Origin of the sequence: Vogesella mureinivorans (assembly GCF_007644035.1) — a bacterium.
GTDB classification, from domain to species: Bacteria; Pseudomonadota; Gammaproteobacteria; order Burkholderiales; family Chromobacteriaceae; genus Vogesella; species Vogesella mureinivorans.
In genome coordinates, this window is the sequence record NZ_VMTV02000671.1 from 1 (window position 1) to 252 (window position 252).

At 47.2% G+C, this 252-nt stretch carries 1 protein-coding gene; it reads right to left on the reverse strand.

What is annotated here, in order from left to right; genetic code table 11:
• On the reverse strand, positions 1–252 hold a 252-nt coding region (locus tag FLQ44_RS17660), incomplete at both ends, for an ATP-binding cassette domain-containing protein (protein ID WP_147695454.1).

Here is a 252-nt window from a genome sequence, read left to right on the forward strand (position 1 = left end):
GAGTAGCAGTAACTTGGGACGAATTGCTAATGCACGAGCGATCGCTACCCTTTGTTTCATTCCACCCGATAATTGAGCTGGTGGCTTATCGGCAGCATGACGCAACCCTACCATATCAATATGCTGCTCGACGATTGCTTTGCGTTCCCCGGCTGGTAAATCTTTCATCACCGAGTTGACAGCTAACGCAATATTTTCTCGTACAGTGCGCCAAGGTAATAGCGAATAATTTTGGAATACTACCATCCGGTC